The organism is Bacillus sp. FSL W8-0770, from assembly GCF_038008705.1.
Taxonomy (GTDB): Bacteria; Bacillota; Bacilli; order Bacillales; family Bacillaceae_G; genus Bacillus_A; species Bacillus_A cereus.
In genome coordinates this window covers 1,838,780-1,863,293 of sequence record NZ_JBBOZR010000001.1, presented here as the reverse complement: position 1 = coordinate 1,863,293, position 24,514 = coordinate 1,838,780, and the positions used below count along the sequence as shown (strand labels likewise).

The following is a 24,514-nucleotide window of genomic DNA, read 5'->3' as shown; positions in this document are numbered from 1 at the left end:
AATTCACATAAAAAGGTTGTTCTTTTAAAAGAACAACCTTTTTTCATTAGCATGTTTGTAATACGCAGCATGTATTTTCAAAACGTTGATTTTTCAAATCTTCATTACTAATACAGAAATATAGCATCCCTAGTTCTCCCCAAACCATATTACAATTTTTATGATCTGAATCAATTTGGAATAAAAGAGTCATTTGCTGCGGGTCTACTCCCATATATTCTCCCGTCTCATATAACACTTCTTCTTGTACAGAGAATGGCTCACCAAACATTTGATGGTTATCGTAGTTATCCGGAATTAGCTCTTCAAGTAATTGCAAGAAACGATCTGAATCAGCCTCATCTTCAATGAAAAGTTCTGGTAATTTGTATGTCAGTTCAAAAGTAATTGCACACTGGTTATATTTCGCTTGTACTTCATTTCCTCTTCGTAATTGCTCTACAGGAACATCATAATAAAGTACACGCCCACCCTCTGTTAGCTTCACATTTTCTTCAAAATAATTTTCAATGCAAAAGAAATACAGGATCCCCGTCTTAGGAAGATTGTGATCCATACCAACGTTTTGTAAATCACTTAAGTTAAATTGCGCGATAAATTGTAGTGGATTTCCTTTATGCTTTGGATATTCAAATAAAGCTGGTAAATCAGGAACTCCTCCCATTTTCGAACTACCTATCGCAACAGTTTCCTGCTGCTTTGGCACAACTTTTATACAAGGAAATACAGTATTAATAAGTTCCTCTTTCAAGTGTGTTAGTTCATATTTATCAATTAATACTTCAATTTTTTTATTCATAAATTCTCCTTACATTTACATACTTATTTATATCATAGTACAAAGATTATACTTCATTCTTTACAAAATCAACAAGCCTCCAAAAAACGGGCTTATCCTTCGTACGCGAACAAGTTTAAAAAAGCATACTATACATTGTTCCTACAAACACGATAGTTCTTTAGTTCTTCCAGTACATTTTCCCCTCGTTCATTTTTATTTTTAATATAAGGAGGAATTCCACATGGGTTACGGATATAGTTGCGGCGGTTACGGTTACGGCGGTAGCTGTGGTGGTTGTGGTTACGGAGGTTTCGCTTTATTAATCGTTTTATTCATCCTTCTAATCATCATCGGAGCTAGCTGTTGGGGCGGCTTTGTAGGCTGCTAGTAAACTTAAAAACCATTGTAAAAAAGCACGTACAATACGTGCTTTTTTTCATTTCCAAATCTTTTATTTGAAAGGAAGTATGTTTAATGAAGATTGATGGTGTTTTTGAAGGAGGCGGCGTGCGCGGTATTGCGCATGTTGGGGCAATTTGCGCGTTAGCCGAAAAAGGTTATGAATGGGAACGTGTAGCTGGAACATCAGCTGGTGCAATTATCGCGGCACTTTTAGCTGCAGGATATTCTTGTTCAGAGCTAAAAACCATTATAACTGATATCGATTATAACAAATTTACGAAGAAAACCTTTATTGACAAAGTCCCCTTTATCGGAAAAGGACTAAGTGCATGGACTACTCTAGGTATATACTCTAATGTATTTATAGAAGAATGGATTGAAGAATTACTTCGAAAAAAAGGTGTTCATTTATTTACTGATTTACCGGATCTAAACAAACTCAAAATCATCGCTTCTGATATTAGTAATGGTAAAATGGTTGTCTTTCCTGACGACTTACCAAACTATGGATTTTTAAATTATCGCTTCTCTATCGCTAAAGCGGTAAGAATGAGTAGTACAATCCCCTTCTTCTTTGAACCCGTAAAATGGAGAACTCCAAAATGGAAGCAGCCTTGTTATATGGTTGACGGAGGAATTCTAAGTAATTATCCAATTTGGATCTTCGATTCACCTACCGCTCCTCGCTGGCCGACTTTCGGATTTCATTTTGTAAAAGATGAGATTCAAGCTGACCCTGCTCACTATAACGAGCCTATTTCTATGTTCAAAGGACTATTTAAAACAATGATGCAAGCTCATGATTTACGTCATTTAGATAAGGAATCAAAAGCAAGAACGATTACAATTCCAACAGGAACGATTACAAGTACTAATTTTGAACTGACGAAGGAAGAAAAAGACTGGCTTTACAATTCTGGTTATAACTCTGCTAATAAATTTTTACAAGCTTGGAACTTTAGGCAATATATTGATGAGTATAGAAAAGGAAATCAAGACCGAAAGACAAATCGATTTTTTCGTCAACTTGACTCATAATATTATTACTTTGCGTATAAATACGAGAACGTTTAACAACTTAATAGTAAATAAGCCTAGTAAATTCTTATATTACTAGACTTATTTACTTCCTATATAATCTCATACATTGTTTAAGGATACGTTAAGCCTTCGGCTTCTTCTGCAGTTATAACTATGTAACGATTTCCCGTTCTTAATCCTAACAGTTCTGCTTTTTCAATCGCCTCTTGCTTCGTCTCCGCATAAGCAGCTAAATATTTTTCTCCATTGATCATTTGGCAAATTACATATTGTTTCATTACTTTCTCCTCTTACTTTTTCATTAGTTGTGCAAGTTTTTTTATACCTATTTCAATTTCTTCTAACGTTGCGTATGAATACGATAGGCGCAAAAATTGATTTGCACTTCTATCATATAAAGTACCTGGGTTTAATAAAACCTTTTCTTGCAGAGCTTTATCAAATAAACTGCGATATGAAATGGGTACTTTTATATGTACCCATATATAAAACCCGCCTGTTGGTTCATGCCAAGTTGCTATTTCACGAAGATATTTATCTAACATTAGTAACATAAAATCTCTTCGTTTTTTCAATTCACTTCTTACAAATCGCAAATGCTCATCATATAGACCATTTGTAAACCACTCTGCTGCAATTTGCTGGGATATAGTGCTTGAACCATAATCTGTTTGCATCTTTATGTCTGACAATCTTTGAATTACTGGCTCGGGTCCAACAATCCATCCAATTCTTAAACCTGGACTAATTACTTTGGACATGCTTCCAATATGTAGTACGATTCCATTTTTATCATAGGCTTTTAAAGGTTTCGAACTAGGTGCATCAAACCATAAGTCTTGATACACTGCGTCCTCTATAATAGGTAATCCAATTTCATTACATATTTCCATCACTTCTATTCGTTTCTTCGCATTCATACTAAAGTTCGTTGGATTATGAAAAGACGGGATTGTATATAAAATAGAGGCATTAAATTGCTTCTTATATTTCTTAATATATGATGTATGTAACCCGCTTTCATCCATTGGGATTCCAATTAAACGTACTCCTGCTGATTGAAAAACATTAAGCGAATATAAATAGGATGGTTTCTCTAATAAGATTGATGCCCCTTTCGAAAGAAGCCCCATAGAAATAAGTTGCAGCGCTTGAATTGCTCCTGAAACAATTAATATAGAGTCAGGAGATACATATACACCATGCTCCTTTAAGTATTCGGAAATCTTTTCCCTTAAATAAAGATTTCCTTTCGGCTCTTCATACCCAAGCGTCACATTTGACTTTAAAAGGTTATTCATAATTTCTTTCATCTTTTTCTCAGGTAAGAGACTCGGCGCGAGCTCACCTGTTCCTAACCGAATTACATGTGGGTAAAATTCAGCTTGATTAATCTCTTGAATAGCTGGGAGATTCGGATAATGAAGTCCTGTTTCTACATAAGACTGCCAATTAGGCGGGGGTGCGTAAGTTGAAACATTCTCATTATTATTTACAACAATTGTTCCTTTCCTGCCATTCCCTTCAATATATCCCTTCGCAACTAGTTCATCGAAAGCCATTACAATTGTGCTTCGATTCACACCAAATGTATGGGCCAAATCTCTTTGTGAAGGTAATTTCGTTCCAACGGTCCATTCTCCATTAACGATCCTTTCTTTTATATACGTTTCTATTTGTTTATACAGCGGCGTCGCTAGAGACATATCCGGTTTCCAAACGAATCTTTCCATCATATCACCTTATATTCTTTTTGGTTGGTAACCTCCCCAACCATATGGATGGATACAAATTTTCATTTCTTCTATACAATATACACTATCATAATGAATTAAAATAGGAGGTAATATGATGAGTGAAGCAATTATTCATGGTATCATTCTTGCATTTGGACTTATCATTCCATTAGGTGTACAAAATGTTTTTGTCTTTAACCAAGGTGCGAGCCAACCAAACATTTGGAGGGCAGCCCCTGTAGTATTAACTGCCTCTATATGTGATACGTTACTCATATTGATTGCAGTGCAAGGTGTCTCCCTTGTACTCCTTACTTTTTCTTGGCTAACTAACTCATTATATATAATTGGATTTTTCTTTCTCCTATACATGGGCTTTGTTATTTGGAGAAGTAGCCCTTCCAACGATGTAACACAAGAAAAAAGTATGCCCTTAAAAAAGCAAATCCTTTTCGCAGCATCAGTTTCGTTATTAAATCCACATGCTATTTTAGACACAATCGGTGTAATTGGAACAAATTCTATTCAATACATAGGAAGTGAAAAATGGGCTTTCACACTTGCAACTATTATCGTTTCTTGGATTTGGTTTATAAGCTTAGCTTTAGCGGGGAAATTTCTAAAAAGACTAGACTCAACCGGAAAGACAATTTTATTATTAAATAAATTTTCTGGTCTCATCATATGGGGTGTCGCACTTTATATGTTAAAACAAGTTATTTATTCTTAATGAACGAAAGAGAATTGCATGTTACTCAAAACATCATGCAATTCTCTTACAAATTATGAAGTAGGTTCCGGTTTCTGTTTTACCGCCTTTGCATCCTTTGCTGGTTTAATCCAAATGATTGCTATGACAGCACCAATGGCAGCGAAAATACTAGTCAAATAAAACACTTCATGGTCCGCCCCTTTCATGAAAAAAGAATATAAAGGTGGTCCAGCTGCTACACCGATAAATCGCATTGAACTGTAAAATGACGTAACTGTTCCCCTTTGCTCCTTTTCAATTCCTTGTGTAATGAGGGCATCTAAACATGGGAGTGCCATACCAATCCCTATCCCCATAATAACGAGACAAAGAAGTAGTAAATAAATCCCTTTTATAAATAAAGGAATGATGACTGATGCAGCTGCCATTAAAAAACCAATATAGATACACTGCTTCATAACATTTTGATTATCTCCAATTTTTTTACCGGCCATATATGAACTAAGTGACAGTACAAGTAACGGGATAGCAAGCACACACCCTTTCCATATACCATGAATGTCATACTTTGATTCCAGTATAGTCGACAAATAAAAGAGAATTCCGAATAAAATAAGCATAATAATTGCACCTAATGCAAAAATGGCAATTAACCATCTTCCTTTTTCTCGAAACGTAGACAGAATAGATTTTATAAACTCTTTAAGTGGTGGTACTTCTCCTTCTTGTTTCTTTGCCTTTACTAGAACAAGTAATAAAACAATTGATACTACGCATAAAATTGGAATCGCCCAAAATGGTAAGAACCATACAACGGCAGCAAGAGCAGACCCTAAAATAGGGCTCAGCACTTTCCCAAATGTATTGGATGTTTCTATGATTCCTAAACCTGTACTAACTTGTTTTTCGTCTTTGTATAAATCACCAACACACGGTATAACAACTGGCATTGCACCAGCAGCACCAATACCTTGAATCGCTCTACCAATCAATATCCAATTGTAGGGATTATCAACTTTCCAAGATACCCAACCAGTTATCGCTCCTCCTATAGCTGCAATCAGCAAACTCGGAACCATTACCATCTTTCGTCCCCATCTATCTGATAAATAACCAGCAATCGGTATAAGTAGAATGGCTACGATAGAGTAAATTGTAATAATCATGGATACTTGAAACGATGAAATATGTAATTTCTTTTCAATAGTCGGCAGAATTGGGATGAGCATTGAATTCCCTAATGTCATAACAAGTGGAACTGATGCAAGCGCAATTAAACAACAGTTTTCTTTTTTTAACATGTTGGCTTCGAAACCTTTCATCATATATTTCTTACCATATAATAGCCCCGCTGGAACGTAACTTTTCATTCCACCAGGGCTATTACATCTTTACTACTTCCCATTCACAACAAAAGAAATTGGGGAAATTATAGTATTATTCCTATTCTTTGAATCCAGTTCACAATATATCCATACCAATTAATTGAAAAAAAAAGAAAGGAAGAATCCTTCCTTTCTCCTATAACCTTCTACAATTAGCGAGTATATCCGCCACCAAGTTGTTGTTCTGCCATCGCTACAAGGCGTTTTGTAATTTCACCGCCTACAGAACCGTTTGCACGTGAAGAAGTATCAGCGCCAAGTTGTACACCAAACTCTTGTGCAATTTCATATTTCATTTGATCTAAAGCTGCTTGTGCTCCATGTGATGCTAATTGATTAGAATTACGATTTCTAGCCATTACCAATCACCTCCTTATTTATATATAAATTGTGTTAAATTCAAATTAAAATACATGGAAATTTTTGGTTATTTTTTACCATAAAAAAAGAGCCTCTAAAACGAGACTCTCACATCATTTCACATTACGAAGTTACTACTTCTAATTTTCTATTTATTAATACTTTCATTTCTTCTTTTAATATCTCTTTTGCATTATGTCCAAACCATTCTAAGGAAGCAAAAAGATCCGTACCTCTCACTTCCTGAATAATCTCATCATAATTTACAATACCTTCAAATAACGGAACCATACCAATACGACTTCCTGCTGCAGCATATACATTATTAGGTTCAAACACATGCAAATAATCCGCTGAAGATATATTCTTAAAATGGTAATGTAGTGTCCACGGCTTTAATCGATGGAAACTGTCTATTGGATCTGCGCCAGACTCCCATATATGAAGAAAATCAAGATTTATTTTTAAATTCGGATGATTTACTTCTTCTAATAGTTCTATAGTAGAAGGCAATGTGTCTGTTAGTGTATTGGGATGTGTTTCTAACAGCACATACATATTGTGCTGAGCAAACACATCACAAATCTTACGTATTCGCTTCACATACTCTTTTCTCTCTTGTTCCGAGAAGTCCTTGCTCCCTTTTTGCCCAGCAAACGTGCGAATTTTATTCGTATTAAACCAATTAGCTAGTACTACAAGTTGTTCACTTTTCTCTATCGTTTTTTCAAAATCTGCTGATAATGATATATCTAAGTAATCACTTATCATCGTAATTTCTAAGTTTTTATCCTTTAGAAAAGTCAATTCTCGTTCTGTCGTTTCGCGTTCTTGTATATACAAATTTTGTGCATGAGTCCCCCACAATTCAATTCCTTCAAAACCGTTTTCATATGCAAATTGAACAATATCAGTAAATGAAATTAATTGATGACGAAATGAAATGGTACATAGCGAATATTTCATAGCATTAAACTCCCCTATCTTAAATTCAGTTAGCTTATTAAAAAGTTGCGACAGACTGATTTGTTTTCATACCTTTCCATGATAGAAACTGTCTCTCTAATTCCTTCTTAATTTGCAGTTCAATTGCATTCATTTCATCCAGTTTTTCAATAATCGATACTAGCATACCTTTATTATTCGTCATTGCCATTTTAATTGCACGATACTGTACATTTGTAAATCCTTGTACAATATCCTCTACCCGATCACACCAATAATCAAATTCTTGCTCCGAATATTGCAACGTTTCACGGAAGTATGCAAAGGCATGCTCATAACTATATTTACGAATTGCAAGTACTGGTATTTGTTTTACTGCTGCTACAAGTCCAGAAAGCGCATATCCTTCTTCCTCATTTGCCATTTTTACAATTAAATTTTTCAGCTCCATAGTCAGTTCATTGTCGTTCTTTTTGAATGTTTCTGTGAAATAACTAGCTACTGTTTCTTGCGTTGGCTCCCCAATTCCTTCTATATCAATGAAATACCCTCCACCAAATGGGTTATCTTGAATAGAGTGAAGTACTTTTTCTCTTTCCATATTTCCTTCCCAACGAAAATCAGGATCTAGCATGAACCACTCTTCTTCTTTCTCTGTTTTTGATATCATTAAATAATGTGGAAACGGTTTTTGATGAAATTTATTTTCCCTCTCTGGTAATAGAGACATATCAACCATTACAATGACATAACGATTTTCCGGCTTGTTTTCTACTAATTCTAAAAACGTTTCTACATTGCTATCTTTATCTTTTGCATGATCATACCATTCGTTTACTTTAATACCGTACAATTTTTCAAACCAAAGTAAATAATGATCATGGTTAATGTTTTCAGAGTGATATGAAATAATTCCGCCTTCTGTTATATCAAAATCTCCATCCCATAGTCCAAAATAAAATGGACGAAAATCAATGTCGCTACGCCTTTTTATAATTTCACAAAAACAACTCACTAAACAGTGCACTTTAATTGAAGTCATACTCTCATCCACTTTCCTAAAGGTTAGTTATTCACATTTATTTCCTGTAACTCCTCCATAAAATCAAGCAAAGATCCTACAGTAAGAAATGCCTTTGGATCTACCTCATCCTCTGGAACGCATAGCTTTACATCCATTTCTATGTATACAATAAGCTGTAACATCATTACCGAATCTATATATAAATCTTGATTTAAGCGCATCGTTTCTTCTAAATGCGTTACATTTTTCAGTTCCATTTTTTCAATCATAATTTTTAACACGGCATTCTTTAACTCTTCCCGTCTCATGTTGTAACCTCTCCCATCTCTAGTAACTTTCTACTTACTTTTCCAGTTTTATTTTTAGGAATTTCATTTACACTTTCAATTTCATGGGGAACTTTATAAGAAGGTAAGTGCTGAATACACCATTCTCTTATTTGTACTGGATCAACATGAGAGATCACTTTCGCTTTAACTATTTCGCCCATGACAGGATGTTTCCCTCGATATACAATTGCCTCTTGAACACCTTCCAATCGAAGCATCGTTTCTTCTACCTCTATAGGAAAGACTTTTAATCCCGAAACATTAATTACATCGTCCATACGCCCCATAAAATGAATGCCACGCTCAGATTTATACCCTAAATCTTTCGTGAAGATTTCCTTATCATTCATTTTCACGACGATTTCTTCCGGTGCATTTTCATCTGAACCTATGCTTATACTCGCATGAGGTAGAGGGTTTCCTAAATCTAAATGGCTCTTCATATCATGACATATACTAATACAACCTGCTTCAGAACAACCATATTGCTGCATCATATATGTTGTCATTTCTTTTAGTTTATAAAATAGTGCTTCTGGCAAAGGCGATCCTGATGTCATAATTTTATGAAACTGGAACGTTCCTAATGGAAAACTCCCCATAATGTGTAACATAAGTGGTACTGCATATATAATATGTTTTTCTGTATTGCGAACTATATTTAATGCGAATTTAGGATTTTTATTCGTAATGATTACAGGCTGGCTCCCCCTCGTAATTGCTGATAAAGTACCACATATTAGTCCGTATGAATGTGAAACAGGAGCCATAACGATTGGCACTTCATCTACTTCACAGTTTAAAGCTTCATTATAAGCGGTAATTTCCGTATCAACTTCCGTCCATGCTCTACGAATTAGTTTCGGTTCCCCTGTAGTTCCAGAACTATATTGCAGTAAAGAAGGCTCTTCTAGTAAAAAGTTCCCTACTTCTAATTTTGTACAATCGCCATATTCTCCATATAAAATTCCTACACAATTTGCACGCTTTGCCATTTCAATAGCTGTTTCTTTTGGTGTATCTTCATGTATAAGTAATACTGATGATTTCTTTTCTTTTAAGAAAAACACAATCGTAATAATATCGAATGGATCTTTCAGACAAAGTGCAAATCTATTTCCTTCTGCTTCTTTAAATTGTTCCATTTCCTCATAAACTTGTAATCTCAATTCAAAATCACTTTTGCTATACTCTTGTTTATTAACGATTAGCATAATTTCCCCCTGTAACAGCTGATTTTTGTTTCATAAGTTGTCTTACTCTATACAATGGATTTGGAACTTCATGAACAAGCGATTCCACATCCATATATAATCGACGTTTCGTTAATTGTTCAGCATAGAATGTAGGTGCATATAATTGAATATTTTCAAATCTACCTTTCAAATGTGGATATATTCTTAAATGATTTTCAATTTCTTCAACAACCATCATCCAAAAATGTTCTTCTTTCAATCCATATTCATCCGCAAGTACGAATGCTAATTCTCCTAAATTAAACAGGAATAGTGCATCTAACACCATCTCTTGCAAACATTCAATGCGATCCATTTCAAAGAAATCATTCATTTTTCCATTCGCATATGTTTTATGCATTTTAGTAAAGTCGGGACATTTGTCAACCGTTTTCAAATATGGACGATAAAACTCAAGCCCTTCATGAAAATCCTTTAACGCAATACGAACAGGCACCCCTTCTTTATGAACTAGAATCATATTTTGTCCATGTGATTCCAGTGCGATGCCATGCTCTACAACAAGATGTATAACTGGTATTATCGCTTTTTGAATAAGTAATTGTAGCCAATCCTTCATTCCATATTTATTCAACCACGCATCAATAATTGGTGTACCATCTTTCTCTTTAGCGTATAAACCATTAAAAGGAATTGCATCTTCTTGTGCATCTAAATACTTATGAATGCTTTCGCGCCAAATACATCCTAATGAACCATATATAGCTTTTTTATTCGTGTCATACGTTACACTGGAAAACTCATTTAACAAGATTAAACGTGCTTCATCCATTAAATAGGCGTCATTACTTACAACATCATTTAACCAATTTGATATTGCTGGTGCACTCACAACAGAGTATGGTTTCAGCGTACGAAGTGTTGAAGTGTTGAGTAAATTCATCGATAATTTAACGTACGGTTTCTTTGGACTCGTAATATTTCTTAATGTTCTCATTGACTGTTGCGCGCAATAATCGTCCTCTGATGTTCCTAAATAAATAATAAATTTCCCCTGTATATGATCCGCATAATTTGAAATGATGAAATTCACCCACTGCCATGGGTGAACAGGTATAAACACGTACTGTTTTGGATTACATCCCTTATTACGAATTCGTTCCATAAATTCTTCTAATTTACGATCGCCAATCTCCTCTTTTAAAAGGTTGTTATAGATCACTTCATTCTCATAACCTACAGTCGCATAATTCTTATGCGCTGCAATCCATATGAGTTTTATTGGCTGCATAAATTCATAACCATATTGAAAATTGTCACGATATTGAAATCCAACACGTGCTTTATAACTAGGATGATATGGATGGCCGTCTATTAAATGGCTTTCAAACTCATCGTAAGATTTTTGAGTATATTCTCTCTTATTATTTCTTTCATATTGTGCAATCGTGTCTTTAAATATTGTTTGTTCTAATTCGTGTATAAAAGAATCTAATTTAGCTTGTTCTACACTAGTAACCCGAAAAACTTCTTCTAGAAATTGCGAGACAGATTGTATTTCTTGCTGTTCATCTTGAACTCTTACTATTAATGAGTCTAACGAAATACGTCCAAATGTCATCCGTTCCCTGCCATAGCATTTGTACGTGACACTTTTGCCTTCTTCATCAAGTCCTTGTATTAGAAAAAGAAGTTGTTCTTCTTTTTCTATGCGAACCGGTGTAATAATCCCCTCATAAATTAACGATTCTACTAATTGACGTAGCACTCTTCTTCGTACTGAAATGTAATCTTCTGATTCGAGCGCCTTCAATACTTTCGTATGATACATGTCCACTCTCATAAAACCCTCCACTTTATGACAAAATACCATTATTTGTATTACGTGAAATTTTAACGTTATTTATGAACGAACAGCCACTTCTCTAACGAGTGGATTATGTACTTGCACATAAATAGCTTGCTCCAATGGATTACTTAACTCATCGACATCGAAAAATCTCGTTAGTAAATTTGCTTTACACGCTAACTTATCTTCGTCCAATAATTCTCTTAAAAATGTAGAAGGTTCCCGGTTATATGGAAGAAATGATTCAAGTACAGACCTTAATTCCGAGAGAAGAATTTCCTCCTTAATTAATCCTGCTGTGCCAAAACCATTAATGAGGCCAAACATATGATTGAAAATTAAGTAGTAACGAAATCTCTCATCCACAATATAGTCGTCATATAAATTTCCAGTACGTTCTCCAATACCAGCTAATTCATTATTAAGCATCTCTTTCATTGAATTACAGAAATAAAATCCTTGATTATCACGGAAATAATATTTGACCGGATAACCATCTTTTAGCTGAACAACGCTATTTTGCTGATGAGCTTCTAATGCAACACCATACTGTAAATACATCCATACCATTGGCTTTAAAGAAATATTCATATATCGTCTAAACCACTCTAAGCTTACTTCTTCACAGCTTTTACTTTCTAAATCTGCTAGGCGATGAATAATATTCGATAACCGCGTACGCTCCCCAGGTATAGCGTCTTGAACTAGCCCAGCAATTAATGTTGCGTCGTTTGCATGTTCGCTATAAAAAGGATTCTCACGAATAATCACTTCAAATCCAGATTCTTGTGTTCCATAATTTAATGTAATAACGGCTGGATCACAAATAAAATCAAATCCTGGAAATCTTTCTCGTACTTCACCAATAGCCGTATTTAACATTTCCTTCCCTTCAAGACCACTCTCAAGTTCTTTCAGTTTATTAATACGCATTGAATTCGTTACTTTCACCGGAAATGAAAACTTAAGCATATACTTCGAATTGGGATGATATAGCGTCCTTAGTGATGATGTTGCCATATAATACTTACCTACAGGACCAATATACTCAAGCAATTCTTGAATTATCCAATCTTGTACGTAAGCTTGATGCAAGAGCCATTCTGCCTGAAGCGGATGAATTGGAATTAATGCATATTGATCTTCCTTACAGTACTTCGCTATAAATTCCTTACTAACCATCTCATCATTACTTAATTCTTCTTTTATAATCGTTGTTGTAGAATCTGATAATAATGATTTTTCATTTACTATACTTTTATGTGCCCGAAAATAATGAAGCTGACATTCCCCTTTTAATTCTGGAGAATACATTGCACTTTTCCAATCCAATATCCCCTGTCTACTCTTTGGTGTAGGATGAGTTAAATGCCCAAATAATAAAGACTGCTCCGCTTCTATAAAAGTTGTATGGAAACCGTATAATGCGGATGTATCTTCTATTCTCTCTTTTGTAAATTCCTCAATATTTTGACAACTACGGATAACTCGAAGCATAAGTTCCGCAGGATTCGTTCCTTCTCCGTAGTTGATCGACATCTCTTTTATTAAAAACGTAATAACTGTAACGTAATCTGCTGTAATAACAGAATTACTATCTCCAATTTGATAATAAAATTGTTCTCCAAACAAATGGCGATCTGTTGGTGATTTATATATAACTTCTCCATACAAAGTAACGTTCTGTGCCGATAGCCGACAACATAAATATATGGGGACTGTATCTCTATTCAACGTATTACTGAAGATACTTTTCATTCTTTCATCCTCTGTAATCCATTCTCCACTCCCTGTTTCTCTTAAATAACAGTTTAAAAAGCTTTGTAATGTTGCATGTTCTGCGATTTGTTTCGCAAGCTGCATGTTGGTCCTCCTCTTTATATTAAAGCTATCGAAATTTTATATAATAAACGATAATTGAATGTCGTTATCAATTATGATTCTAATTGATAATAATATTCAATTCAAGAGTATATTTCAGAATTTTTTTATCTGATTTAATTTTCCTTGTTTTCCCCCTTTTCTTTAATCTAGTTAAAAATACACAAAAAAAATACTCAGCTTCAAACTACATACTTACTATTTTTCATTAGTAATCTATCCAAAATGGTTAAACAAAAGAGGTATACCTTAATTGGTATACCTCTTTCAAACATAAAGTTTACATAATAATATTATTTATATCTCTCCAGCAATATGCTGTCTCTTCTACCTGTAATCGCTCTAAAAATTTTGTATCAATTTTTTCTGGGTTAAATTTTTCATAAAACTTTTTAGAAGGATTATTCGTAACAACCCAAACTAAAAGTGATTGCATATCATTCTTTACACATTCTGATAGTAACGCTTGAAATAACTTTTGTCCTATTTTCATTCCTTGATACTGTGGTAAAAGGTAGATTGCATATAATTCTCCATCACAATTATATGTATCAGTTCTTTCTATCCCCCCATCGATGAATCCAACTATTTCTCCATTTAAATTCTCTGCTACAAATCTAAATTGATGATTACCTTCTTTTTGAAAAATATCTTCCCATTGTTTTTCTCGTTTCTCATATGCTATATTATCTAGAATTTCGTCAGCAAATATCCCTTTATACGCTGTCTTCCAACTATCAACATGCACCTTTGCTATACCTGGTATATCATCCTTTATTGCTCTTCTAATATGTATTCCCATCATTTCTCCCCCCTTATTACTCATCATTATATCAATTTCATTCCTTAAAAATCCAAATAAAAAAGAGTGAATTTGAACTTCACTCTTTTTTATCACAATTATCTACTTTCCACTTCAACTGAAACTACTCGATCAATCTCTTTCAGGGAACTATATAACTCTGTTGTATATAAATCTTCTGGAGCTAAAATAACCATCTCCAGTTGCTGAAATGCTCCACTATCTATATCTTTAATTTTCACGCGTTTCACATGCATGCCTAAATTTTTAATTTGCTTAAATATACCATCTAACTCATGATGCTCTTTAACAGTAATTTTTATAGATAAATCCTTTTGTCTTAATGAATACGGTCCTGCAATTTTCACAAGTTGTGGAAGTACATTAATCGCTAAAATAATTAAAACCATAGCAACTGTCGCTTGTAAATAAAATCCTGCACCAATTGCGATTCCTAAAGCTGAAGCAGCCCACACCATAGAAGCTGTTGTTAATCCAGAAATAACGTCATTACTTCTTCGTAAAATGACACCTGCTCCAAGAAAACCAATTCCACTAACAATTTGAGCGGCCAGTCGCATCGGATCCATATTTGTATGTCCTGGAACAGAATATACATGCACAGATTCAATTGAAACCATCGTAATTAAACAACTTGCTACAGAAATAACCATACTTGTTTTCACACCAAGTGGTTTATTCTTTAGCTGCCTATCTATCCCGATGAATAATCCTAAAAAGAGTGCTAAACCTAATTTGAGTAAAAATTCATATGACATATTCCCATTCTCCTTACTTTACAATGTTTCCCTTAGAATAACTCACTATAACTCTTTTATGATATCAATTCCAGTCTTTTCTATTCATTTAACGTAAAAAACCGAAAAAACATTTATAACGATGTTTCTCCGGCTTTTTATTACACTTTAGATTCTTCTTTATTTCTGATCTTTAATCTTAATTTCTGCATCTTTGTAGAATGCTAATTTACTGTCATTATACTCTTTTGTAAATTTGTTAAACTGCTCTTTCGACTTTTGTGCTTCCACATTTAATTCATTAACAGTTTTAACTTTTTCACCGATTTCTTTTAATTTCGTTTCTTTTACTTTTAATTTTTCATACAGTTCTTTTTCAGTCGCTAACACTTTCGTGTAATTTTCATTCATCTTTTGGAATGCATCATAACGATTCTTATACGACTCTTCTACTGCTTTTGCTTGTTTTTGTAACTTTTTATCTTCAAGCTTCTCTATATTTCCTTGTACAGATTTTGTTTCTTTCTGAGCTTTTTCTAGCATTTCTTTTTCATTTTTCAATACTTTTTCACGATCATCTACATTTGCAGTAGCTTGCTCTAGTTTCTTCACAACTGCTTCATTATGATCTTTGCCTTCTTGCAAAATTTGAGAATATAATTCTTGGCCTTGTTTCTCTAACTGCTCTAATTTTTTTGCTTCATCCACTAAAGATTTTTCTTGTGTTGCTGCTGTTTCAAAAGCTGTATATAAATTTTCTTCTGGCTTTTCACCGAAACAACCTGTTAACAACCCTACTGATAACGCTCCAACTACTGCTACTTTTCCATACTTCAACGTCAATTCCTCCATTACATACGGTTATCATGCCAGAAGTTCACTGGGAAGTGACTCTCTTCATGATAAGCTTCAAACTCATAACCTTTTTCTTTTAGCCCCTTTAAAATTGCTGGCACAGCAGCAACTGATTGCGGGTGAATATCATGCATTAAAATTACTTCTTGTGGTTTTGTTGCGTTTGTTAATACGTTTTGAGCAATTTGTGCTGCAGCTGCATCAACTGGCATTTTATTGTATCTCCAATCTAATGAATCAATTGTCCAATCCCATACTTTAAATCCGCCTTCTACCACTTTATTTCGAAGACCTTCATTCAATCCAGGCATCGAACCATATGGAGGACGTGTTAATTTAGGTGATTTCCCAATAATATTAGCGATTAAACCTTGATCTTCTTTCATCTCATTTACATACTCGCCATTTTTATATAACTTTGCGAAATTATGTGTCATACTATGCATGCCTACATAATGACCCTCAGCATTTTCACGTTTCACTAAATCAGGAAATTCTTTTACATTCGCTCCAATTAAAAAGAACGTCGCCTTCGCATCATGTTGTTTTAGCGTATTTAATAATTCAGCCGTATATTTCCCTGGCCCATCGTCAAATGTAAGATAAGCAACTTTTCTTTCTTTTCCATTAAAACGACTTGGTGCCGTTTTATTCATTTCAACTTTCGGCTGTTCACTTGCAAGCTGCACTACATTTTCTTGTTTCGCAACAGCTTTTGCTGGTGAAGTAATTGATTGGAACATGTAATACCCAATAGCTACTGCGGCAATCGCTATTAAAACGACTACTATTTGTTTAATTTTTAAAGCTTTTTCCATTCTATCGAATTCCTCTCCCTATTAATCTTATATATAAATCGCCCAATATAATTATACATCTATTTATTTTTATTTCACCATATAAATAGATTTTATTTGTATTATAATGGGAGTTTTATCAAAATTGTTGTTCCTATTCCTTCTTTGCTTGTAACACTAAGCACACCACCATGAAGCTCTACCATTTTTTTAACGATAGCTAAACCAATACCTGCACCTGCAGCATGATTATTAATTTGGTAAAATGATTGCTCAATATATGGTAAATGTTCTTTAGCAATTCCAATCCCTTCGTCTCTTACCTTAATCACTGCTTGTCCTTCTATTTTAGTCGCTTCAATGTGTATTGTACTTTTTTTATGTGAATACTTAATTGCATTTTGAACAATATTCAAGAAAACTTGCTTTAACCTATTTCGATCTCCCATCAATTCAATTCGGTCTATAGTAGTAATAAATTGAATTTCCTTCTCTTCCGATTTAGGAGTTAATTGCCAAATCGTCTCCTCTAGTATATCGTACAACTGCACCTTTTGTTTATATAAATTAAAATGATTTGATTGTAATCTTGAAAAATCTAGCAATTCTTCTACTAAATGAATCAATCTATCTGTCTCACCTGAAATAATGCCCATACCTTGCTTTATTTCTTCTTCTGTTAAATAATCTACTGTTTTTAACGTCTCACTCCAACCTTTAATTCCTGTTAAAGGCGTTCGTATTTCGTGCGAAATAGAAGCAATGAATTCATTTTTCATCTGCTCAGCCTTATCTATTTTATAGGCCATATAATTTAAACTATGTGCCAATTCACCTAATTCTCCAGGATAATCTTCTTTAATTTTTTGCTTTAATGTGCCTTCTGCAATTTGTGAAGAGGCTTGAATAATGGATTCAATTGGCTCAACAAATGAATTTGCCAAACGTCTACTAATTAAGAAGGCGACTCCCGAAATAACAATACCTACAGAAATAGTAAACGTAATAATTTCAATAATCTTTTTATTTACATTTGTTAAAACAGTCGTATATTTTAAAACACCAATAGTTTGTCCTTGATGTATAAGTGGGCTTAGCACCTCTAGTTGTTTTTTATTACCTTTCGTAGTAACTTGATTATACATTTCACCTTCTAATAATGATTGTGGAATATTCACTTTACCTTCTACCTTTTCACCACTTGAAGATTGTATAACCGAGCCGTGACGATCAATTAACTGTAATTCTGTTCCTTCTAATTGAAAGCTACTAATTATGTCACCACTATATTCTTGTAATCGAATAAAGTATAGTGAATTGTATTCTGAAAAAAAACGTGTACTCGTTTTCGCATGAGACTCTATATATTGCACAATACCATTATAATAGTATCGATAAATTGAGACTGAAAATACAACTTCAAATAATACAAGCATAAGTGTAATGACCGTCATAAAATATAAAGTCACTTTCCGTTTCATCTCATACTTTCCTTCCACACATATCCTTTTCCCCACACCGTAAGAATAAATTCAGGTTCTGATGGATTACATTCTATTTTTTGACGTAACCGTCTCATATTTACATCTACTACTTTCGTCTCACCTACGTAATTGGTTCCCCAAATCATATTTAAAATTTCATCACGCGAAACTGGCTTTGAAGCCTGATTCATTAAATACTGTAATATCATATACTCTGTAGGTGTTAAATCGACTAATTGTCCATCTTTATACAATCTTTCTTCTATAATATTTAACGAAAATGGACCTGACGTAACAATATTCGTTTTTTCTTCATGTACTTCTATTCTTCTTAATAAAGACTGTATACGTGCAGTTAATACTACTGGACTAAACGGTTTTGCAATATAATCATCTGCACCTATTCCTAGTCCTTGCACCTTATCTTCATCTTGTACACGTGCGGTTAACATAATAATACCCATTTTTTTATTTTCTTTCCTGATAGCCTTACAAACTTCTAAACCATCAATCCCCGGTAACATTACATCCAGCAGTGCTATATCAACAGTTTGTTCACTCAAAATCTGTAACGCTTCTTCTCCAGTAGTAGCTTCTATTACATAAAATCCAGCACGTTTTAAATTTAAAACAATAAAGCTACGGATCGTTAATTCATCTTCTAAAACTAAAATTTTTGACATAATTCCCACCTCCTACTCTTGTTGATAATCCGCTAGCGGTTTTATATATGCTTTCACTTTTTCAAATTCCGATTGCTTCGGTACTGCATATACGTGAGAAGCCGTTTTAATTGCTGCGCTGTAGCCTTTTATATTGAACCATTCTTTCCGCTTAAAAATATGAACTTCAAGCCATATTTTATTTGTTCTTGTATCCAAAAACTTTTGAGAATTTGATTCTTTTTGCTGATCTGGTATTGTAATTTTCCCTATTAACTCTTTAGGAATTTTCACATAATACCCTTTTTCTATATCTATATATCGTTCTTCAATTGGTTTAATTCCAGATTCACTCCACTGTATGTAACGTTCAAAAAGCGGACTATCACCATGTGATTTATCCTCCCAACCTTTTGGACGTACAGTACGAACAAATTCAATAATGCCGTCTTCATTAACATCTTTACTTTCTACAACATATTCATTAAATAAATCTTCTTTCCCACCTATAGGTAATACTTCATAATGATCCTGATCAAATTTTGCTACATAAGTTATACCTGAATGAGCGCCAACTCCTGCATCAATTACTACCGCCTTTAGTGATTTAGATATACGACCCATTTGTATTCTTTGAATACTATTTATATACGGATCAAATGTAACCTCTGACAATACCTTAAACTTTTCAATGAACTGAACCTTCAACTGTTCATCTTTCATATGCGAAACAAGGCTTATGTCTTTAAAACCATTTTTGTTTAAATCATCTATAAATAACTTTGTATACTTCTGTCTATAAAATTCCTTTATATCGTCACTCTCATCGGAAAAAACATACATTGTGTTTTCTAATAAATCACGATTGGTAGTTATTCCTATCAATAGTTCCCTTTTCCCACTCCCTGTGAAATCTCCTACCTCAACAATATCTACTTCTTCCCCATCAAATGTATAGGTTGACTTCATATTCCATCCATTATTTTTCTTCTCATATACGGCTAAATATATATGATAATCTTCATTAGGTATTTTATATACGATGACAGCTTCTTTTTTATTATCTCGCTCGAAATTCATTGACCATGTCGTCTGTTTATCTCTATTAGACATTGGAGTAAGTAAGCGATAATTAACAGGTAAATCTTTATCAATTTGTTCCTTTAATTCATTAATCCATTTTTCATTTGTAGGAGCTTCCATTAGACTTGTTGGAGCTTCAGACATTTTACATCCAGTCAATATAAAGATAATTCCCATCATGCTTAACCATTTCTGCATATGATATCTTTCCTTACCACAAATTTTGAATATGTCCTTTTACTTTTTTACCTATCCATTATACTCATACATATGAGTATAATTTTTCTAAACTAAAAAATCGTTACAGAAAAGTTACAAATACATTCCAAAAAAAAAGATTGGCAAAAGCCAATCTTTTTTTATTATTCGTTTCGGACTGATTTTGGCGTTACACCTAAATGATCATTTAATTTTTTGGAAATATCTTTTACATTTTTTTCATTTGGAATGTAATAATAAATACCACCGATACGTTTATCTGTACCTTCTATTTGCATTTTTTCCATTTCCAAATTAGATCCTGCCATATTTTTTGTAATAGCAAGCATATCGTCAAATGTTAAGTTCGTTTTCATGTTTTTATCAACCGCATCTAGTAAAGAGCCCATTTTGCTAATTGATTGAACAGACATCGCTTTTTTAGCAATTGCTTCTATTACAAGTTGCTGTCTCTGTCCACGCATTGCGTCACTATCAATTTTACGCGTTCTTGCAAGTGCAAGAGCTTGTTCTCCATTTAAATGTTGGTAACCTTTTTCTAAATGGATCATACCAGCTTGGTCTTTACTATCTTGTTCAGTGAAAGTAACTGGTACATCAATATCAATACCACCAATTGAATCGACAATTTGTACGAATGATTCAAAGTTAAACTTCACATAATAATCAACAGGTACATTCAAAAATCTTTCCACCGTATCGCGTGTGCTTTCTACGCCACCAAATACGTGAGCATGAGTAATTTTATCTAATTTTTTTCTAGTTGGAATGTAAACACGTGAATCACGTGGAATACTTACTAGCTTAACAGACTTATCATCTTTATTAATTGTTGCTAATAAAAGTGCATCTGTTCGAACTGCTTCGCCATATTGGCTTTTTCTCATTTCACTTCCATCTACACCCATGATTAATATTGAAATATTATCCTTTAAAGGTTCGACCTCTTTATCACGCTTTGATGACTTATCAATTTTTGCATACGCATCATTTACAACAGCTTTTGCTTTATTATATATAAACGAACCATATCCTACTCCTCCAAAAATAAGTAGGAAAAATGGAATTAATATGAACCATTTTATTGACTTTCTTTTAGAACGCTTTTTATTACTTCTCGTATTTTGTTCTAATTCAGAGCTCATACCCATTCGCCTCTCTTTCTCTTTACCAAGTATAATGTAAGTCTATTTATCTTCATATTGAATTTCCTTTCACTAACCTTACAATTTTGTAAGGTTACTACTTAAACCCAATACGTATTCCATTTCACATTATACTCTCGTACTTATTTTTGGCAAGTCACTATTTACCAATTTCAAAAATTTAGCACTTCGCAACATATGAATTTACAAATTTATTAACTCTTTCATTTTAAATTAGGATGTCTTTTTCTTAACAAACGATATGAATAAAGAATCCAGCTAATTATAAAATCTCTATGAATACAGTATATTTGACGTTATTATTTCTCAAACGGCGTATACACGCTTTTCTTCCCCTGATTATCAATGTAAGCCGACTTTGCTTTTATTTTTGTTTTTTCTACTTCCATGTCTTCATTTGAGAAGTTCACAATGATTTTAATATCTTTTCCATAAGAAACAGATTGTACTAGCTTATCTTCTGACAAATACGCAAAATTCGTCATCTCTTCTTTTACTGCTTTTTCATGAACTTCATTCCAAACTTTTAGATGCTCTGTAATTTCTTTTTTATGCTTATTCCACTCTACTTCATCTAAATGGTACAACGGAGGAACATTATACAATAATTCAGACAGCATTCGATTTCCAACTTCATCTTTTGCCTTTAAACTTCCCCATTCCCAATGATGTGTTGTAATAACGGAATCATTGTATACTAATTTATATAATGGTACCGAATATACTGGGTTTAAATATACTTGTTTATATTCTTCTTTCAATGGTACTTGTTTTGCATATTTTTCAGGCACATTTTGATTTGGTGACCAATATCCACCGACATAATACGGACTTGTTTTATTTTTCCGCATATCTTCATCGTCCCATTTAATAACAGGTGTTTCAATTCCATGTGCAAATGCAATCGTACTACTAGCAAAATCATTTCCGCCTTCAGAACCAACGACCATACCCTTTTCTTGCGCAATGTAGTCCATTCGTTTTAAACGTGCTTTTAAATCTTGCTCTTGCGTCGTTATATGTTTCGCTGAATAGTCATCGTAAATTTCACCTGTCGCATCACAATCAATAAACCATGAATTATATTTAGGACCATTTTGTAATATATCATTCATGCGTTCCTTTACACTAGGCAGCGATAAAGTCGGGTTTAACTTGCGACCTCTTCCTAAAAAGCCTTGCACCTTTTCTCCGTTTTTCTTCGTTACAGTAGCCTCTTCGTATAATGACGGGTCATTAAAGGATGCTGTGTTCCAATTTTTATCACTTTTTTCGTGAATGGAATGATACGAATCATACGGACCAACTAAATACCCCATTTCCTTAGCTTTTGTTACGAAATTAGGTTGCATAAATCCTTGTTCCCAGTTCGGCAGACCAATCCACGCTTTTTCTATTCCTGCCTCTTTCATTTCCTTTAATATATCCGTTCCATCTGCATTACCCCATTTACTTACCTCTTCAACCGCATCACCAAGTAGCGACTTTAATAAATGCTTATTTAAGCTATACAATTCTGTATTCGTTAAGTGACCTACACCTTTCTTTAATAGCACACTAGCTTCCTGATTAACGTTTTGAAAAATATCCTCTTTATAAAATTCCTTCATCGATAATACTTCGTTTATATAACGTAAAATAACATTTTTTTGATACTTATCAATGATATCTTGTTTACTTACTTGATCCAATACATTCAGTTCCCCAGGCTCGGAACTATTCTTTTGAATAAGTTCTTTTATATGACTAAACAGCGGGCTATTTATTTGCTCCCTTAGTTTTGGCCAATTTATATTATTTTCTGATAAACCATTTTGATTCCAAAAATAAAAATGCGCCGCTCCATATAACTTTTCAATTTCTTTATTTTTTCTAGCCTTTTCTTGTAATGTTTTAAATTCACCTTTTCGAACAATATCATCCTTATACAGTTTAGCAATGCTTACCGCATCATTATTTGTCACATATAATTGAAATCCATATGTTTTATTTTTATTTATGCTCGGAAATTCATGTGTAAAATCAAATCCTATTTTCGGATCCGAATGAAATTTCAATTCATTATTAAACATATTCGTTGCAATATATACAATTGAATATTTCGAACCATTTAATGCGAAAAACTTCATAGAAAATGATTCAGCAAATGAATATGCATCATCCTTTAAAAACTTCTTCCAATTCTCATCATTGCTCGGAATTTGCTTACCCTCCCATAACGGAAGTGTATAATTTTCAGCTTCTACTTTCGGCCATGTAAAGCTTTCTGCACCAGTCGATTCCACTTCAATGTTTAAGTGGTCTTTTTTCTTTTCTAATTTTATTTTTACTTTTTGATCTGGATATTCCCACGATGTACGATCCTTTTCTTTTTTTACATTCGATACCTTCATTTTCGGTAGGGGTTGTGATGCCTGTTCCTTTGCCCCCTCATGTTCTACAGTTAATGTGAATGTTTCTGGATTTACATCATAAGTAAAATCTTTATACGTCGCTTTCTTTATTTTAGACTCTTGTACAGCATTACTACCTTTTACGTCACAACCGACTAAAGTCGAAAACGACATAGTTGTAAGAAGACATATCGCTATCGTTTTTTTCATCCTCTGCACCTCCACCAATGAATATACAGATGCTTTGTTACAGGAATGTGGCAAAAAATAATAGAGCTAGCATTTTGCTAGCTCTGTTTGGAGTATTAAAAGTTGATATGAACAACTATAATTCGCTTAGAAGATATGTAATACAGTAACTACATTTTTTCTCAACAATTATGAAACTAAACAAATCAAAATTTTAACAAGCATTCTTCAACTGAAAAAATAAGTGTATACAATGTATCCTAAAAGTAGTACTAAAATGATTATTCCTGTACCTTTCCAATTCATACCGCCTGCTATATCAACTGGACTACCCGTTTCCGCTCTATTGAGTCCGTCACGTAAAGAACCCGTAGGATTACTTTTTAATTCACTTTGTCTCATACGCTCTCTTTTTTCTTCTGGTGACTCTTTATTCATTTAATCACCTCCAAAATGAATGCACTC

General features: G+C 33.7%; 24 protein-coding genes. 3 read left to right on the top strand and 21 right to left on the bottom strand.

Annotated features, from left to right (window positions below; translation table 11 throughout):
- Positions 1–46 precede the first annotated feature (46 nt).
- Positions 47–799, bottom strand: a complete 753-nt coding sequence (locus NST27_RS09635; protein WP_001034834.1) for a YwqG family protein — start codon at positions 797–799, stop codon at positions 47–49.
- Between the two features lie 223 nt (positions 800–1,022).
- Between NST27_RS09635 and NST27_RS09630 the strand changes: the two genes are divergently transcribed.
- Positions 1,023–1,169 (top strand): YjcZ family sporulation protein, encoded by a 147-nt coding sequence (locus NST27_RS09630; RefSeq protein ID WP_000540425.1) that lies wholly within the window; start codon positions 1,023–1,025, stop codon positions 1,167–1,169.
- A gap of 86 nt (positions 1,170–1,255) precedes the next feature.
- Positions 1,256–2,221 (top strand): patatin-like phospholipase family protein, encoded by a 966-nt coding sequence (locus NST27_RS09625; protein ID WP_000686791.1) that lies wholly within the window; start codon positions 1,256–1,258, stop codon positions 2,219–2,221.
- Between the two features lie 113 nt (positions 2,222–2,334).
- On the opposite strand, the gene NST27_RS09620 is transcribed toward NST27_RS09625, so the two are convergent.
- Both NST27_RS09620 and NST27_RS09615 read right to left on the bottom strand, forming a co-directional pair.
- Complete coding sequence (locus NST27_RS09620; RefSeq protein ID WP_000816389.1) at positions 2,335–2,502, bottom strand: DUF3933 family protein; 168 nt, start codon at positions 2,500–2,502, stop codon at positions 2,335–2,337.
- A 12-nt stretch (positions 2,503–2,514) separates the two neighbouring features.
- On the bottom strand, positions 2,515–3,957 hold the full coding sequence (locus NST27_RS09615) for an aminotransferase-like domain-containing protein (RefSeq protein ID WP_000439399.1): 1,443 nt from the start codon (positions 3,955–3,957) through the stop codon (positions 2,515–2,517).
- Between the two features lie 118 nt (positions 3,958–4,075).
- Here NST27_RS09615 and NST27_RS09610 point away from each other — a divergent pair, with 118 nt between their 5' ends.
- The gene (locus NST27_RS09610; RefSeq protein ID WP_001287305.1) at positions 4,076–4,690 is read left to right on the top strand and encodes a LysE/ArgO family amino acid transporter; all 615 of its coding nucleotides are present in this window, start codon (positions 4,076–4,078) and stop codon (positions 4,688–4,690) included.
- A gap of 53 nt (positions 4,691–4,743) precedes the next feature.
- Here the strand turns inward: NST27_RS09610 and NST27_RS09605 are convergent, their stop codons facing one another.
- The 18 genes from NST27_RS09605 to NST27_RS09520 form a co-directional block, all read right to left on the bottom strand.
- Positions 4,744–5,973 carry an MFS transporter gene (locus NST27_RS09605; protein ID WP_033689723.1) on the bottom strand — a complete coding sequence of 410 codons (1,230 nt, stop codon included), beginning with the start codon at positions 5,971–5,973 and terminating at the stop codon, positions 4,744–4,746.
- Positions 5,974–6,209: 236 nt separating this feature from the next.
- Positions 6,210–6,416, bottom strand: a complete 207-nt coding sequence (locus NST27_RS09600; protein WP_000113545.1) for an alpha/beta-type small acid-soluble spore protein — start codon at positions 6,414–6,416, stop codon at positions 6,210–6,212.
- A 124-nt stretch (positions 6,417–6,540) separates the two neighbouring features.
- Positions 6,541–7,383, bottom strand: a complete 843-nt coding sequence (locus tag NST27_RS09595) for a sugar phosphate isomerase/epimerase family protein (protein WP_000877670.1) — start codon at positions 7,381–7,383, stop codon at positions 6,541–6,543.
- Between the two features lie 37 nt (positions 7,384–7,420).
- Positions 7,421–8,404 carry a DUF6005 family protein gene (locus NST27_RS09590; RefSeq protein WP_000200704.1) on the bottom strand — a complete coding sequence of 328 codons (984 nt, stop codon included), beginning with the start codon at positions 8,402–8,404 and terminating at the stop codon, positions 7,421–7,423.
- A 23-nt stretch (positions 8,405–8,427) separates the two neighbouring features.
- Entirely contained in the window at positions 8,428–8,694 is a 267-nt protein-coding gene (gene asbD, locus NST27_RS09585) for a petrobactin biosynthesis protein AsbD (RefSeq protein WP_001250570.1), read from the bottom strand.
- Positions 8,691–9,929, bottom strand: coding sequence for an AMP-binding protein (locus tag NST27_RS09580; RefSeq protein WP_000909569.1), 1,239 nt, complete (start codon positions 9,927–9,929; stop codon positions 8,691–8,693). Before NST27_RS09580 ends, asbD begins: the two co-directional genes overlap by 4 nt.
- Complete coding sequence (locus NST27_RS09575; RefSeq protein ID WP_001261831.1) at positions 9,916–11,754, bottom strand: IucA/IucC family protein; 1,839 nt, start codon at positions 11,752–11,754, stop codon at positions 9,916–9,918. The genes NST27_RS09580 and NST27_RS09575 overlap by 14 nt, the downstream gene beginning before the upstream one ends.
- 60 nt (positions 11,755–11,814) lie before the next feature.
- Positions 11,815–13,623 (bottom strand): IucA/IucC family protein, encoded by a 1,809-nt coding sequence (locus NST27_RS09570; RefSeq protein ID WP_001175119.1) that lies wholly within the window; start codon positions 13,621–13,623, stop codon positions 11,815–11,817.
- A 298-nt stretch (positions 13,624–13,921) separates the two neighbouring features.
- Positions 13,922–14,446 (bottom strand): GNAT family N-acetyltransferase, encoded by a 525-nt coding sequence (locus NST27_RS09565; RefSeq protein WP_033689725.1) that lies wholly within the window; start codon positions 14,444–14,446, stop codon positions 13,922–13,924.
- Positions 14,447–14,541: 95 nt separating this feature from the next.
- On the bottom strand, positions 14,542–15,222 hold the full coding sequence (locus NST27_RS09560; protein ID WP_000119510.1) for an MgtC/SapB family protein: 681 nt from the start codon (positions 15,220–15,222) through the stop codon (positions 14,542–14,544).
- A gap of 159 nt (positions 15,223–15,381) precedes the next feature.
- Entirely contained in the window at positions 15,382–16,038 is a 657-nt protein-coding gene (locus NST27_RS09555) for a YkyA family protein (protein ID WP_000873574.1), read from the bottom strand.
- A 14-nt stretch (positions 16,039–16,052) separates the two neighbouring features.
- Positions 16,053–16,874: a peptidoglycan-N-acetylglucosamine deacetylase gene (locus tag NST27_RS09550; RefSeq protein ID WP_000409484.1), complete on the bottom strand. Its 822-nt coding sequence runs from the start codon at positions 16,872–16,874 to the stop codon at positions 16,053–16,055.
- A 101-nt stretch (positions 16,875–16,975) separates the two neighbouring features.
- Complete coding sequence (locus NST27_RS09545; protein WP_000824533.1) at positions 16,976–18,334, bottom strand: sensor histidine kinase; 1,359 nt, start codon at positions 18,332–18,334, stop codon at positions 16,976–16,978.
- Positions 18,331–19,020, bottom strand: a complete 690-nt coding sequence (locus NST27_RS09540; protein WP_000036071.1) for a response regulator transcription factor — start codon at positions 19,018–19,020, stop codon at positions 18,331–18,333. The genes NST27_RS09545 and NST27_RS09540 overlap by 4 nt, the downstream gene beginning before the upstream one ends.
- A gap of 12 nt (positions 19,021–19,032) precedes the next feature.
- Complete coding sequence (locus NST27_RS09535; protein WP_047385978.1) at positions 19,033–20,280, bottom strand: hypothetical protein; 1,248 nt, start codon at positions 20,278–20,280, stop codon at positions 19,033–19,035.
- Positions 20,281–20,444: 164 nt separating this feature from the next.
- Positions 20,445–21,446, bottom strand: coding sequence for an LCP family protein (locus NST27_RS09530; RefSeq protein WP_001987131.1), 1,002 nt, complete (start codon positions 21,444–21,446; stop codon positions 20,445–20,447).
- A 320-nt stretch (positions 21,447–21,766) separates the two neighbouring features.
- On the bottom strand, positions 21,767–24,070 hold the full coding sequence (locus NST27_RS09525) for a glycoside hydrolase (RefSeq protein ID WP_047385976.1): 2,304 nt from the start codon (positions 24,068–24,070) through the stop codon (positions 21,767–21,769).
- 207 nt (positions 24,071–24,277) lie between these two features.
- Entirely contained in the window at positions 24,278–24,487 is a 210-nt protein-coding gene (locus NST27_RS09520; protein WP_001031483.1) for a DUF6366 family protein, read from the bottom strand.
- Positions 24,488–24,514 lie beyond the last annotated feature (27 nt).